The following is an 11,915-nucleotide window of genomic DNA, read 5'->3' on the forward strand; positions in this document are numbered from 1 at the left end:
GGTGGGATCCTTTGGAACCAGTTACCGGAAATGCATATGAACAGGCTCTAAGAGAGGTTGGGTATCTGCTTATCTTTCTCGGTAGACAAAAAATTGGTAGTGGATCAAATGTGTGTTTCATAGGTCATCTCGTCGGTTAGCCAGAAGGGCGTCCGTTCTGGCCTATGTTTTTGGCAAGAGAAATACGCCAAAAATAGAGCGAAAGAACCTGAATGTCAGGACGTGGATTAAGCGTTTGGCCTGGAAAACTATCTGTTTTTCCAAGTTAGAAAAGATGCACGATATTGTCATCGGAATGCTGATTAACAAGGTCGAGTTTGGTAGGGATATTTACGCATGAAACACACATTTGACCCACTACCGGTGTATTGTATGCGGGCAGATTTTGTTCACTGAGCTTGTATTGAGGGTATGTCCAAACCGATCACCGTTGCACTGTTGCTGTCCGCAGCCATTCATATTGTTGTGGGTATGAGCCTGGCAGGATCATCTGTGCGCAGGCCTCCAATACCTGCAGCTTCTGCGGCAAGGCACTTTGCTGTTGATCTGTTCCGGCAGGCGGTTCCTACACCAGCTGAACCTAAGGAAGTTAAGAAAGTTGTCAGCACAGTTGCTCCTTCAGAGGTAAAGCATCTAGCTCCAGCACCTGTTCCACCTGAACAGGTTAAGCCAGTAAAGAAAGAGCCAGTGAAGCAAGAAGAAGTGGCTAGAGAGGAACATGTTCAAGAACCGGATAAAGAATTAGAAAGGAAACTAGTCAAGAAAACAGAACTCCCAAAGAGAAATCAGGAGTCGGTCGAAGACCTTCCACAAATTACAGGTCGGTCAATAAATGGCAGTGATGTTGAGGCTAATAATCCTCAACCTAAACAGTCAGGTGGTGGTAGTGAGTATCACTTGATCCAGGAACCTAATCTCGCAAGTGAGCCTACCCCTCTCCGATACCCATTCCGGGCACGTCGTATGGGGCAGGAGGGAATTGTGATTCTGGATGTAAAACTGGATACCCGTGGCTCCATCGTCAGCATGACAGTGGAAAAAACATCCGGGTATAAAATTCTGGATAAGGCCGCTTTGACAGCCGTAAGGCGTTGGCGCTTTTTACCACTGATGGAAAATGGACAGGCCATGCGCTCGCAGGTGCGCATTCCTGTCAGGTTTAAGCTGGGCTAGTCTCCACCTAGGAGCCTGTCGGATTTAACGCGCACCTACTGCGAAAAAGCCGGATTTGGCCAGTTTTTAGAACCACTTTCGTCAAATAGAACCACTATTATCCTCAAGTGCTTCTAGAAACTGACTCAAACCGGACTTTTTCTCGCTACGGTCGGTTAAGTCCGACAGGCTCCTAGAAAGCGGTTAAGCTCGTGTCTGACAGTCTGGCGGTCATCAGGCTCAGTCAGCGAAGCAAGAATTCCATCGGTACGCTCCTCACCGATCTTTTCCCTGTTACGGCCACAGATAAATGAGAACTCTTTGTTTTCAAACTCAGGATGGGGCTGCATGGTCAGGATATTGGTGCCGTTGGTGGTGATGGCCACCGGGCAGAAAGCACTGCCACCAAGAACTTCAAAACCTGGTGCCTTATCAATGACCTGGTCCTGATGGATAGCCAGAACCTTGCAGGATTCTCCTGCTTTCAGCCCGGCAAAATCTTTATAAATAGAGACTGGGTATGCACCTGCTCCCCAGCCTTTTTCTGATTTGCGAACTGTGCCGCCAAGAGCCTGATGGATAAGCTGGTGTCCGAAGCAGATGCCAGCTAAAGGAATTTTGCCGTCTATGGCAACATTGCGGACAAATGCCGAGAGGGGTTCAATCCAGGGATGTCCTTCATAAACCCCCAGACGGCTTCCGGTAATAATCCAGGCATCGTTTTCATTCGGGATGGACGGGATTTCATTCTGGTAACAGTGCCAGACTTTATAGCGCCAGAAATCAGGCTGGCAATTATCCAGCATGGCAATAAAAGCATCTGCGTAGGGGCCAAAAGCGTCGAGAGTATCCTGATCCTGTTCTCCACAAAGGAGGATCCCTAATTGTGGCATGGTATCTCCTCTTGTTTTGAACTACTTTATGGCAGTTGTCTGTCCTATGGAATACTCGGTTTGTAATTGACCGAAGAGTACCGATAAATGTAATTCAACAGTGTGTGGGTTGTAGAGGAACTTTCTGTGAAACAAGAGGTTAACTGCACTTTTGGTAAATAAAGTAAACAAATTATTAAAATATTGCACCAAAGGTAACATCTGTTGATGCAGCGCAAAGTGCCTGTAGAATGCTTCCTCTATAAAGGTTAATGACATTCTCTATGCGATTTTAGTTCTGATATGGATACAGCTAGTCAAGACAAGAATCTTGAGGCTCTTAAGCCTTATTTCATTATTGTCGATTTTGTTGCCGACTTTATCGGCCCACACTGTGAAGTGCTTCTCCACTCACTTGATTCTGTTGGAAGTTCCGTTGTTCATATTGTGAATGGAAATCTAACCAATAGAAAACTTGGTTCACCAATGACTGACCTTGGTGTAAAACAGGTCGCAGAAATGCGTAAGACCGGTAACCTGAATACCGGGCCTTATTTTACACATGGTCGTGATGGTAACCTGTTTAAATCAATTTCCTGTGGTTGCACTGATTCTAAAGGACATCTTATTGGTTTCCTGTGCATTAACATGAACCTGAACCGCCCTTTCCCTGAGATTATCAAGACTCTCATGCCTGGTCTGAGTGATCAGGACAAGGTGTTGAATGAATCCTTCAACAATAACATGGATGATCTTCTGGACACCGTAACTGAAGAAGTGATCAATGAAGTGGCTGCAGACCGCAGTATTCCTCTGAAGCAGAAGAACCGCTGTGTTGTGCATGAGCTCTATGATCGTGGCATTTTCCAGATGAAAGGTGCTCCCCAGCATATTGCCAATAAGCTGAATGTAACCAAGCATTCTGTTTACAAATACTACCGGGAAGTGAAATAATCATTACAACGTCTAAGCACTTTTCAAAACAATAAGACAAATTAATGGTATTTATCCGGTTATGTATCATTGTGAATAATCATAACCGGTTAATGATCTCTACCAGCCTGCTATTACCTCAGTTAACATGTTGGTTGTTTTTTTCTAAATGATTTAACTATGTTGTAGTTTTTTATTATTTAAGTCCACTAATATTGATTCTTTATTTGTGGTGATAAAGATTCATATGACGGTCGTTTTTAAAAATCGAAATTATTTTGCTATTTCATTCTTACAGTTGGTGGTTATTGTTGTCGGTCTCTGTTCCAATAATGTTTATTCATTACCTGTCACTGATAAGAAAGAAGTATCCCGGATTGAGACCACAGATAATGATTTAACCGATAGTAAGTATTCCGTGAACTCCTAGTCCAAACTTCCCCCTTTCGTCCCAAGAGGGCTATATTCCTTTCATGCTTTTCTCTGACACCTCTCACACATCAGAGGTTGCGCCAGATCCAGTCAAAATCCCCTTTGCCTACGCTCAGGTCATTCTCAGCAAAGTGGATTACATCGAACTGAAAGCTCAGGCTAAACAATGGCGCATCCAGTGGCAACGCACCCGGAAACGGAAACAGGAAGCTCTTGACCAAGTCAAACAGATGAAGGTCGAGCACTCGCGTGAAATAGTGACTTTCCAGGCTCAGATCGACACCCTCAAGAACCAGCTTGCAGACGTGCAACACCTGGTTTTTGGCCGATCAAGTGAAAAGAAATCCGGCTCCTCCCGAAAGCAGAAAAAGCAGGCTCGTTCCTCATCCCGGCCCAAGGGACAACAACGGGGACACAAAGGGCATGGTCGTACGACAGTGACAACGCTTCCGGTGGTCTCTGAAACACTGGATCTTGAAGAACATCAAAAACACTGTTACGGGCATTGATGGCTCGAACGGTGCAGATGACGGGGCAGTCCCCCAGGGAAATCAGTTTCAGAGCGGCACAGCAAACCGTGCGAGACTTCCACATATTACTACTGTCTACAGATGGTCTGGCAGGTGTTGTTGATATAATGCTGGGCATAATGGCCGAACATCAGGTAGGGGATCGATCAGGGCGGTCTGAACCACGGGCAGTGAAGAGGCGACCAAAAGCTTTTCCAAAGTTGCAACACTCCCGTGCAAAGGCCAGACGGCTTAAGACATACCAAGGGAAGGCGGCTTAAGTCAGTGCCATTGGGGTTTAGTCGTGTTTATCGATCCAACCGGGTAACTGTTCAAGGCTACTCAGTATGACTTCAACGGAATCTTTTAGTTGAGGATCAGGAGGCAACACATCGGGGACCATAATTGTTCTGCAACCGGCCTTAAGCGCAGAGACAACACCCGGATTTGAGTCTTCAACCGCAACAACGTTCTCAGGGTTAACACCCAGTCTCTGGCAGGCCAGAAGATAAGGTTCTGGCTCCGGTTTGGGATGATTCACATCGTCACCACAGACAATAACACTGAAGTGATCTTCACCACCGTAGTGAAGAAAGTGCTTTTGTACTGTTTCACGGTTGGATGATGTCACCAGCCCCGTTGGAATCTTGTTTGCTTCCAGCCAGTCAAACAGTTCCAGCGTGCCAGGCTTGAGGGGAATCGGGTTGCTTTTGATTTCCTGCTCGTCTTTGGTCATGGCATCAAGGAAGGTATTGATATCGAAACCCGGCCCGCCTAGCTCCTCGATAAACCCAACGCACTGGTCATAACGGGCACCGATGAATTTCTGGTAAAGCTCATCGGTCAGGTCAAGACCAAACCCGGTGGCTGTTTTCTGCCAAAGATCTTTAAAGATAATTTCCGTATTAAATAAAGTGCCGTCCATATCCAGCAGAATGGCATCGGGCTTTTTTGGTATTGCGGGCAATCTTGTGTCCTCAATGGATTTTGGGAATATGTTATTTGTCGAGTGAGGGAGAACAATAGCAGGGGACGCGGTATTTGTAAGACTAAAGTCTAAGTTGAACTCAATCTTTATATTAGATTATGCTAATGAAAAAAATAATAATATAAGGGGGATGATATGGCGCATGTTGTCGTATTGGGTGCCGGACTTGGCGGAATGCCAGCAGCTTATGAGCTTCGCGACCTTCTTGGTGAGGGGCATGCGATAACCGTCGTAAACCCAAATGCCGATTTTCAGTTTGTGCCCTCAAATCCATGGATTGCCGTGGGCTGGCGTGAGCCGGAAGAAGTTAGCTTCCCACTGGAGCCTTATCTCAAAAGAAGAAACATCAATTTTATTGCCAGTCCCATGACCAAGCTGGATGCCGATGGCTGCCGCCTGAAGCTAGGGAATGGTGAATGGCTGGAATATGATTACCTGGTTGTTGCCACCGGCCCTGAACTGGCATTTGATGAGATTGAAGGTGCCGGACCTGAGAACGGCTATACCCAGTCTATCTGCTCTTTGTTCCATGCAAAGAAAGCCAAGGAAGTTTATGACAGGCTGGTGGAAAAGCCGGGCCCTGTTGTTGTTGGTGCCTTTCAGGGAGCCAGTTGTTTTGGCCCTGCCTATGAATTTGCCTTTGTGGTGGATTCAGATCTTAAGAAGCGCAAAATTCGCCACAAAACCCCCATTACCTTTGTCACCAGCGAACCGTACATTGGCCATCTTGGGCTTGGTGGTGTGGGAGACTCCAAAGGTATGCTGGAAGCTGAACTTCGTCAGCGGCATATCCAGTGGGTAACCAATGCCCGGGTGACCAGGGTTGAAGAGAACACCATGTACGTTGAGGGTCTGAACGAGCAGGGAGAAGTGGTGCGCAATCTGGAGCTGCCCTTTGACTTCTCAATGATGATTCCGGCTTTCCGTGGTATCAAACCTCTCTGTGAAGTCGAGGAAATGGTTAATCCCCGGGGCTTTGTGAAAATTGATGATTACCAGCGTAACCCTGCCTATAACAACATCTTCTCAACCGGTGTCTGTGTGGCTATTCCTCCTTTGGAAGCAACACCGGTTCCCTGCGGTGTGCCGAAGACAGGCTATATGATTGAGTCTATGTCCAAGGCTTTGGCGCAGAATATTGCTGCTGAAATCCGCAGCGGTGTGCCAGATGCCAAAGGTGCCTGGAATGCGATCTGCCTTGCAGATATGGGCGATACCGGCGTGGCATTTGTCGCCATGCCTCAGATTCCACCCCGCAATGTGGCCTGGATGAAGAAGGGCAAATGGGTGCACTTTGCCAAGGTGGCCTTTGAAAAATACTTTATCCGCAAGATGAAGAAAGGCACTCCCGAGCCGGTGTATGAGAAGTATGTTCTCAAGGCTCTGGGAATTAATATGATGGAAGAGGTTGATTGATAACATTCGACTCTGATTCCCCCTACTGAGCCTGCTTTCAGGCTCAGTTTTCCCTCCTCATTCTTTGATTTCCTGTTAGTTATTCCAACAGAGTTGTTACAATGCATCTGATATTGCAGGCTGAGATTTGTCTTATGATGTATTAGCCCTAAGCATGGAATGCAGGGTGGGACAGATCAGATGTTAGGGAGAACAGAATGTACGGATCACACGAATCATCACCGGCAGGGAGCCTTAATAGTTACCCCACAGCAAGTGTGCAGAATAATGAAGGTACAGGGAGCAGAAAAAGAAGCCGTTCACCATCCCCATCATCAACTGATACTTCAGCTTATTTCTAAGAGCCTGCGATAAGATTATGAACAGGCTCTTACACTCCAGCAGGAGACCTCACTGTGGCCAGTTCTCAATATGCATGTAAAACGGGAAGAGCTTGAGAAGCATGATCCAGAACTGCTTACAGTATTTGCCCTCAGAATCAAAGAAAAGCTTCAACTAAAAAATATCAAGTTACGCGGTAGACCTGGGGACCTTAATATGCCCTGCTGCTCAAAGAATACGGAAATTGAAGTGGAACTGAGCATTCCACATATCCTGCTTGTAGGATATAGGAAGACGCAAAATGTAAAGATGAATGATTATCCAGCCAGGCTTCATCCAATGATTCAATCAGCAATGGAGATGTACCTGCAGAATCTGGCAGACGGAAAGATCAATGTAGCACTTAAGGTTATCCATGAATCCCGTAAAGTCTTTACTTAACTGGGAAAACTGAGGAGTAGAGGTGGATTAGCATATGACATCCTTAACCAATAAAAAAGGCAAAACCATTCGGTTTTGCCTTTTTTGATACATTGCTTATCTGACTGAAGGTCAGATAAGCCGTGATACTGAAATTACAGTACTACGATATCTTCAGCCTGAGGGCCTTTCTGACCTTGGGTCACAGTGAATTCAACACGCTGGCCTTCGGCCAGAGATCTGAAGCCGTCACCTTTGATCTGACGGAAGTGAGCGAACACGTCTGGACCGCCATTTTCCTGAGTGATGAAGCCAAAACCTTTCTCGTCGTTAAACCACTTAACAATACCGGTAGTAGTAGACATAGCTATTTCCTGATTTTCAATTACCAAATTCGCCTTGCAATGAAGGCAGTAAAGCTAGAAGTTCTGCAATCTTTTATGAAAAACGGATGGAGCTACTACGCCCGGGACGTTTTAAATCGATCATAAAGAATGTAACACACTTTTAACTTTCGCCATGGTACAACGCCTGCCCCCCTCGAGGTATAGGCATGTTGCTATTATTTTTACGCACTTAACCGCTATTCGATAGAGCAGAGTCTTGAATTCAGTTAATAACGCAGCCGTATAAAAGTAGACCAAGTCAGGCAGAGAGCTACTTTTTTAGCATTATCGCGGTTTTTTGCTGCTCTATTTGGGACTGGACTGTTTGAATGCAGAGCATTGTAAAGATTTGTAATGGAGACGAAGCTCAGGAAAAGATGACTCAGTGCCATGCCCGATTGGCCGGAACCAAAAGTGAAGGGTATTCACAATTGACAATTTTACAGTTCGCTGGGGACGCTTCTATTTATCAGACCAAACTGCAAACTCATTGCCTGAAGGTTCCGTAAAGTGGAATCGTCGCCCTCCTGGAAATGAGAAGATAACCCTGACAATTTCTCCACCGGTGCTTTCAATCCCGATTTGGCTTTGAGGCCAGTGATAGCAAGGGGTTTCATGTGTTTTCCCTGCCGCTCCTCGGGTTTCGGGCAAATGTTCGGGCCAATCCGCACTGGCACTTTGAGCCGTTAACGTACCATTGTGCCATTTTTTATCTTCCAGTTTCGGCATGCTTGGTACTGTTTTTTTCAATACAGCTACAGGCCTTTTCACAAAAAAATATCTTCTTCCTGAATCCGCTCTGAGTTTTCCACCGTAAGAGGAGGTAACTCTATTTACATCTTTGGTCGGCATTTCCGACTTTTTGGGGCTCCGGGGGATTTATGAAAAATAAGGCTGTAGCATTTTTCAGTTGGGTTGTGGCACTTTGGACTGCCAAGGTTTTTCTTGGGTCACTGCCGTATAAATTTTTAAATCACCCGGACACTCAGCATATCTTCGGTACTATCGGCGAATGGATGAAAGGCATTCTTGGTCAGGGTATCGGTGAGTGGTTTGCTCAGCATGGTGCAGTTGCTGTTGGTGCTGCTGAGCTGGCTGTATCTGCTCTGATCCTGCTGCCAGGCCTGCTGTTTGCTGCCAGTAAAGTTGTTCGTGTTCCTGCCCTGTTGAGCCGTCGTAATCTTCATGGCCTTGGTGGTCTGGCTGCGGCGGGTATTATGACTGGTGCTGCCTTCTTTCATCTTGCCACACCTCTGGGTATTGAAGTTCTGCACCAAGGTAAAAGCGACGGTGGGTCTCTGTTCTATGCCGCTGTTTCCATTCTTGTACTTGGCCTTCTGAGTGCCTGGGCAAACTTCGCCCTTATTCGCGACAAGAAGTCCTGATTCAGATTCATAACAAACAGTCCTGGGCGGGAAATACCTTTTTCTTCACCCCGAGGTGATGGAAAAGGTACTTCCAAAGAAAAAATCGAAGGAAGGCTTTTATGTTGCTGCGTGCACTCATGGTGATGCTGTATCTGTTGCACTGCCTCAGGCAAAGGGTTAAGCCCTGGTTGTTCTTTCAGTTGAATGCTGATTACTTCAATGAAACCAAGGGTATTTTTTCCAAACTTGATATTGACCGTTTTATTCCTGCGACATGGAGACTGAATCAATTTCGTGACACCGGAATTGAACAGCCCGAATCATTTCCGGTGTTTGTTAAACCGGAGTGGGGCCAGAACTCTGTTGGTATTCGCAGAGCAGGCAGCCAGGTTCAACTGGATCAGATTCGTGCACAGCGTCCGGCGGGTAATGTTCCTTACCTGATTCAGGAAGCCGCGAGTGGGTCACGGGAATTTGAGGTGTACATCATTCCTGGAGACATGGAAGAAGACTTCTCCGTTCTGTCTGTCACCGAAGCTATCAATCTGTCCGGGGAAAAGCTGCCTGTTAACAGCATTAATAACCGTGAAACCCGTTATTGGGATATGACCGGCGAGCTGTCTGAAGAGCAGCAGCAAACTCTTTGGCAGAACCTGAGAAGTGTCGGTAAGTTCCGCATGGCACGCTTTGGTATCCGTGCCAACAGCCTTGACGAGTTAATGAGTGGTCACTTCCATATTTTTGAGATCAATCTGTTTCTGCCTATGCCGCTGGTTCTTTTGTCAGACAATGTCAGCCTGGCCAGAAAAATTTCGATCATGAATAACGTTACGGCCCGGCTGGCCTATGTCACCGGAACTGTGCCAGAAACCGGCTCCCGTAAATCTGTCTTTTTCCGCAAATTAAAGGTTCACCGTGAGAACCGTGCAGCTGTCACCAAGTCACCCGTACATGAAGGAGCATAAATAATGAAGTCAGTGAAAAAAGCACTTTATGCTTGGATCAGCAAAACCTTTATGGACGGCTGCACCAGTTATAACGATCTGGATGTACGCAAAAGCTGCCGCTCCAAAGAGCAGGCTCGTGATGCTTTTGCCGGGCATGATATTCCTCACGCCAGGGGCGATATCTTTATTAATCCCCTGCGGGCTATCCGATTTGCCAAAGAGCATGGCTTTCCATTGGTTGTGAAGCCTAATGTTGGTGGTTTTTCCCGGGGCAGTTATTTTCCGATCCGTAATTTCAAAGAGCTGTGGAAAGCCATTCTTCTGGCAAAAATCTGGTGGCCGGTCAGTGTTGTTGAGCAGTACCTGGAAGGGCGTAATTACCGGGTTCTTGTTGCCAATGGTAAGGTGATTTCTGTTATCCGGCGTTATCCGCCCCAGGTGACTGGTAATGGGCAAAGCTCGGTCTTGGAACTTATTGACCAGGAGAATAAAACCCGTGAGGACATGGAGCTTTACCCCTGCATCTATCCGCTGAGCAAAGGAGAAACCACCAAACAGTTTCTGGCGAAAAGCCAACGTTCATTGGAAACCGTTCCTGCAGAGGGAGAAACCGTCAAACTGTTTCACCGTATTGCCCTGGCTCCGGGCGGTGTGGTGGAAACGATTAATAAAGACACCGTTCCCCAAGAGAATATCCAGTTAATGGAAAAGGTACTGGATATCTTCAACGCCAATATTCTGGGCATCGATGTCATTATGGAGAAAGGTATTGAGTACAGCTTTGAAGATCAAAAATGCATTCTTCTGGAAGTAAACTCCCGCCCTTATGTGAAGATGCATGACTACCCTCGTTATGGCGAGAAAGAAGATCTGACCCGACATTTCGAGAAACTGGATAACATTGATATCCAGCTGGCGGATGTTTTCTGATGATTCAGCGGCCAGCCTTTTTCTACCAGTTTGCCGGGCTACATGGTTTCCTGACCGGACTGTTGCCTTTCTTCCTGCCAGTGATTCTCTGGCGGGAATCCCAGTCCATGGCTTTGATATCAGGCTTTATTGCCATGTCTGGTCTGGTTTTTCTGGGTAGCCTGGTGGTATGGGAAAAGCTGAGAGCCAGTCGTCACGGCAAGCTGGCGGTTGCAGGTTCGTTTATCGCTGAAGGGGCTTTGACCACTGCTCTGGTTCTGCAGAATGTTGAGTCCGGTCTGTCACTGTCGGGTGTGGCTCTTCTTGCGCTTCTCAGTGGTGTTTATGGGTGCTTCTATTGGTTATCGTTCCGGGTGCTGTTTATTGATCAGCGCAATTCTCACGGGAATGCTTCCGGCAAGGGAGGCGCTTCAGGCAACCGGTTTGGCAATTTCCAGCTGATTGTGGGAATCCTGCTCAAGGTGGGCATTCTGGCAGGAGCCCTGTTGCTTGATAACGGTCAGGACCTCTGGCTTGTGGCTCTCTCATGGGTGATTGCAATAGCCGGCTTTGTGCTGGTTTACAGCCCGGTGAATCATCGAACCATACATGAAGCGTTGTCTGCACCTCCTGTCAGAATGGCCGATATTCGCTCTCTTGAACTGGGTACAAAGGTCAGGGCCATATTTGTCCTGGATGGGTTGTTCCTGTTTCTGGAAAGCTATTTCTGGGTACTTTCTCTCTATCAGCTGAGCAGTGAGAGTTATTCCCGCCTTGGAAGTCTGGTGGTTGGTCTGGCCATAGTGCTGTCCCTGGTGTTTCTGGCTATTAAAAGATGGATAGACAGAACGGATGCCACACGGGTATTTCAGCTGGCCGTTGTGCTTTACGCACTGTCTTGGGGTTTGCGGGCCTGGCTTGGAGAGACGTTTTTCTCAACGACCTTCTCTAATACGGCTTTATTCTCAGCAACAGTACTTTCGATTGCTTTTATGACCAGCTTCTTCCGCCTGGCCTTCAATAAACTGTTTTTCGACTGGATTGAGCCTGGTTGTGAACAGGTCTTTATCCTGGCCAAGAGCTGGTATTCCCAGATGGGAGTCGCCCTGTTTTTCAGCCTGCTGGCACTGTATTTCTGGGTAGAGGGCTCTTCGGAAATATCATTTGTTTACTGGATGAGTGCTCCGCTTTCGTTGGGTTACATTTGCTATACGCGGTCAACTTCCGTATTGCCTAAACCTGTCTATCTTTAGCTGCCATTAC

Annotated in this window: 13 protein-coding genes and 1 pseudogene; 10 read left to right on the forward strand and 4 right to left on the reverse strand. The window is 46.9% G+C overall.

All coding sequences use genetic code 11. The features are described from left to right. Window positions 1-163 precede the first annotated feature (163 nt). Both M3P05_RS10255 and M3P05_RS10260 read left to right on the forward strand, forming a co-directional pair. Window positions 164-340 (forward strand): annotated as a pseudogene (locus tag M3P05_RS10255) (IS1 family transposase); the annotation flags it as partial. A 71-nt stretch (window positions 341-411) separates the two neighbouring features. Next, a complete protein-coding gene (locus tag M3P05_RS10260) occupies window positions 412-1,173 on the forward strand; it encodes an energy transducer TonB (RefSeq protein ID WP_249699491.1) in 762 nt (253 codons plus the stop codon). A gap of 155 nt (window positions 1,174-1,328) precedes the next feature. On the opposite strand, the gene M3P05_RS10265 is transcribed toward M3P05_RS10260, so the two are convergent. Further along, a complete protein-coding gene (locus tag M3P05_RS10265; protein ID WP_249699492.1) occupies window positions 1,329-2,045 on the reverse strand; it encodes a type 1 glutamine amidotransferase in 717 nt (238 codons plus the stop codon). Window positions 2,046-2,327: 282 nt separating this feature from the next. On the opposite strand from M3P05_RS10265, the gene M3P05_RS10270 reads away from it, so the two are divergent. Together M3P05_RS10270 and M3P05_RS10275 are read left to right on the forward strand one after the other, a co-directional pair. After that, entirely contained in the window at window positions 2,328-2,978 is a 651-nt protein-coding gene (locus M3P05_RS10270; RefSeq protein WP_249699493.1) for a helix-turn-helix transcriptional regulator, read from the forward strand. A gap of 452 nt (window positions 2,979-3,430) precedes the next feature. Further along, a complete protein-coding gene (locus M3P05_RS10275) occupies window positions 3,431-3,898 on the forward strand; it encodes a hypothetical protein (RefSeq protein ID WP_249699494.1) in 468 nt (155 codons plus the stop codon). 298 nt (window positions 3,899-4,196) lie between these two features. On the opposite strand, the gene M3P05_RS10280 is transcribed toward M3P05_RS10275, so the two are convergent. After that, entirely contained in the window at window positions 4,197-4,865 is a 669-nt protein-coding gene (locus M3P05_RS10280; RefSeq protein ID WP_249699495.1) for an HAD family hydrolase, read from the reverse strand. Window positions 4,866-5,021: 156 nt separating this feature from the next. On the opposite strand from M3P05_RS10280, the gene M3P05_RS10285 reads away from it, so the two are divergent. Further along, entirely contained in the window at window positions 5,022-6,302 is a 1,281-nt protein-coding gene (locus tag M3P05_RS10285) for an NAD(P)/FAD-dependent oxidoreductase (protein ID WP_249699496.1), read from the forward strand. 411 nt (window positions 6,303-6,713) lie between these two features. Beyond that, window positions 6,714-7,064, forward strand: coding sequence for a hypothetical protein (locus M3P05_RS10290; RefSeq protein WP_249699497.1), 351 nt, complete (start codon window positions 6,714-6,716; stop codon window positions 7,062-7,064). Window positions 7,065-7,198: 134 nt separating this feature from the next. Here the strand turns inward: M3P05_RS10290 and cspE are convergent, their stop codons facing one another. After that, on the reverse strand, window positions 7,199-7,408 hold the full coding sequence (cspE, locus tag M3P05_RS10295) for a transcription antiterminator/RNA stability regulator CspE (protein WP_249699498.1): 210 nt from the start codon (window positions 7,406-7,408) through the stop codon (window positions 7,199-7,201). Between the two features lie 483 nt (window positions 7,409-7,891). Then, a complete protein-coding gene (locus M3P05_RS10300; protein ID WP_249699499.1) occupies window positions 7,892-8,281 on the reverse strand; it encodes a VOC family protein in 390 nt (129 codons plus the stop codon). A 29-nt stretch (window positions 8,282-8,310) separates the two neighbouring features. Here M3P05_RS10300 and M3P05_RS10305 point away from each other — a divergent pair, with 29 nt between their 5' ends. The 4 genes from M3P05_RS10305 to M3P05_RS10320 all read left to right on the forward strand — a co-directional run bounded on the left by M3P05_RS10305 (window position 8,311) and on the right by M3P05_RS10320 (window position 11,905). Beyond that, window positions 8,311-8,814 carry a hypothetical protein gene (locus tag M3P05_RS10305; RefSeq protein WP_249699500.1) on the forward strand — a complete coding sequence of 168 codons (504 nt, stop codon included), beginning with the start codon at window positions 8,311-8,313 and terminating at the stop codon, window positions 8,812-8,814. Between the two features lie 101 nt (window positions 8,815-8,915). Beyond that, window positions 8,916-9,761, forward strand: coding sequence for a D-alanine--D-alanine ligase family protein (locus tag M3P05_RS10310; RefSeq protein WP_249699501.1), 846 nt, complete (start codon window positions 8,916-8,918; stop codon window positions 9,759-9,761). Window positions 9,762-9,764: 3 nt separating this feature from the next. Then, on the forward strand, window positions 9,765-10,673 hold the full coding sequence (locus M3P05_RS10315; protein WP_249699503.1) for a cyanophycin synthetase: 909 nt from the start codon (window positions 9,765-9,767) through the stop codon (window positions 10,671-10,673). Beyond that, a complete protein-coding gene (locus M3P05_RS10320) occupies window positions 10,673-11,905 on the forward strand; it encodes a hypothetical protein (RefSeq protein ID WP_249699505.1) in 1,233 nt (410 codons plus the stop codon). The genes M3P05_RS10315 and M3P05_RS10320 overlap by 1 nt, the downstream gene beginning before the upstream one ends. Window positions 11,906-11,915: the final 10 nt, after the last annotated feature.

This window comes from Parendozoicomonas callyspongiae (genome assembly GCF_023502345.1).
GTDB classification, from domain to species: Bacteria; Pseudomonadota; Gammaproteobacteria; order Pseudomonadales; family Endozoicomonadaceae; genus Sansalvadorimonas; species Sansalvadorimonas callyspongiae.

Coding starts and splice junctions, on each gene's coding strand:
- M3P05_RS10265 (WP_249699492.1), bottom strand. CDS start 2,045: ATGCCACAATTAGGGATCCTCCTTTGTGGAGAACAGGATCAGGATACT.
- M3P05_RS10285 (WP_249699496.1), top strand. CDS start 5,022: ATGGCGCATGTTGTCGTATTGGGTGCCGGACTTGGCGGAATGCCAGCA.
- cspE (WP_249699498.1), bottom strand. CDS start 7,408: ATGTCTACTACTACCGGTATTGTTAAGTGGTTTAACGACGAGAAAGGT.
- M3P05_RS10320 (WP_249699505.1), top strand. CDS start 10,673: ATGATTCAGCGGCCAGCCTTTTTCTACCAGTTTGCCGGGCTACATGGT.
- M3P05_RS10290 (WP_249699497.1), top strand. CDS start 6,714: ATGCATGTAAAACGGGAAGAGCTTGAGAAGCATGATCCAGAACTGCTT.
- M3P05_RS10260 (WP_249699491.1), top strand. CDS start 412: ATGTCCAAACCGATCACCGTTGCACTGTTGCTGTCCGCAGCCATTCAT.
- M3P05_RS10310 (WP_249699501.1), top strand. CDS start 8,916: ATGTTGCTGCGTGCACTCATGGTGATGCTGTATCTGTTGCACTGCCTC.
- M3P05_RS10300 (WP_249699499.1), bottom strand. CDS start 8,281: ATGCCGACCAAAGATGTAAATAGAGTTACCTCCTCTTACGGTGGAAAA.
- M3P05_RS10275 (WP_249699494.1), top strand. CDS start 3,431: ATGCTTTTCTCTGACACCTCTCACACATCAGAGGTTGCGCCAGATCCA.
- M3P05_RS10305 (WP_249699500.1), top strand. CDS start 8,311: ATGAAAAATAAGGCTGTAGCATTTTTCAGTTGGGTTGTGGCACTTTGG.
- M3P05_RS10270 (WP_249699493.1), top strand. CDS start 2,328: ATGGATACAGCTAGTCAAGACAAGAATCTTGAGGCTCTTAAGCCTTAT.
- M3P05_RS10315 (WP_249699503.1), top strand. CDS start 9,765: ATGAAGTCAGTGAAAAAAGCACTTTATGCTTGGATCAGCAAAACCTTT.